Annotated in this window: 1 protein-coding gene; it reads right to left on the reverse strand. The window is 37.5% G+C overall.

Annotated elements, in window-relative coordinates; all coding sequences use genetic code 11:
- Positions 1-33: 33 nt before the first annotated feature.
- A protein-coding gene (locus FTT83_RS15875; protein ID WP_373423498.1) for an IS3 family transposase occupies positions 34-1,412 on the reverse strand; the annotation gives its coding sequence in 2 pieces (ribosomal slippage) (positions 34-903 and positions 906-1,412; 1,377 coding nt in all).
- Between the last annotated feature and the right edge of the window lie 53 nt (positions 1,413-1,465).

Below are 1,465 nucleotides of genomic sequence, written 5' to 3' on the forward strand. Positions count from 1 at the left end.
TTTGATCTGACCCCAGAAAGTTAGACGGTTTGATTAAGCAGCTTTTAAGGACTGACTCCTGTACTCTACAGGACTCAGTCCTTTTAATTTAACCTTGATTCGTTCATGGTTATAATAGTGAATATATTCTTTCACGGTTTGCTCTAAATCATCAATTGTTTTAAATTTTTTACCATAGAAACATTCAGATTTGAGTATTCCAAAGAAACTCTCCATAGATGCATTATCTAGGCAGTTCCCTTTACGTGACATACTTTGAATTAAGCCTTTCTCCGATAATTGTCTTTGGTAATGCGCCATCTGGTACTGCCATCCCTGATCTGAGTGGACAATAGGTTTTTCGCTTGGTTTTAGCTTGTTTACAGCTTCTTTCAGCATATCTTTAACCAATCCAAACAGCGGTCTGCGCTGTGTTTGAAAGGCAATAATTTCACCATTAAACAAATCCATAATAGGTGATAGATAGAGCTTTTCACTACCCACCTTAAATTCAGTCACATCTGTAACCCATTTTTGATTAGGTTTATCTGCTTCAAATTGGCGTTGCAATATATTGTCTGCAATTTTACCCACCTGTCCCTTATATGAACGATATTTCACAACCCTGATACGTGATTTAAGCTGCATGGACTGCATAAGCCTTTGGACGCACTTGTGATTTATAGTTAAACCTAAGTTCCTGAGTGCAAGGGTAATCCTGCGATACCCATATCGTCCTTTATGCTGATGATATATCACCTTTATTTGATGCTTAAGGCTACTGTATTTATCGTCAAGCCTGGATTGCTTTTCATGATAAAAATATGTGCTTCGAGCTATTTTAGAGGCACGTATCAAGTATCTTAGCGGATAGATTTGCCTTAATTCAGACACGAATCTTGCAATCGTTGCAGTTCGACTTTTTCCTGTTCTCTCTGCTTCTGAATCAAGGCTCTCCGCTTTTTTAAATAGGCATTCTCCGCACGTAGATATGCCAGCTCCTCAAGCAACTGTTCCTGTGTTTTATCACGATCTTCTTGAGCGTATTTACTCTTAATTAACTTGGGTGTTGACATACCTTTGAGTGGTCCTTTGGGCTTGGGTTTCAGGCCATCTATACCATCTTTCTGATAAAGGAATAACCACCTACGAACTGTTTCTTTCTCTTTAATATTAAACCGCTGAGCTGTTTCTCTAATAGATAAACCTTCATCTAAGGCTATTTTTACTACTTTATATTTGAACTCGATCGAAAAAACTGGTTTCGTTCTCAAAATATCCAGTCCTGACTCACCATGTTGATTATAGGATTTCACCCATTCCTCAACACTACTAGGATTTATATTAAATTTATGACCTGTTGTTTTTGATCCAAAACCTGATAAGTAATATTGAACAACTTTAAGTTTGAATTCTTGCGAATATTTAGCCATAGAAAAGCACCCTCCAAATTAGACGAAGTATCCAACTTTCGGGGTGCAGATCA

Origin of the sequence: Acinetobacter sp. YH01018 (assembly GCF_013420295.1) — a bacterium.
Classification (GTDB): Bacteria; Pseudomonadota; Gammaproteobacteria; order Pseudomonadales; family Moraxellaceae; genus Acinetobacter.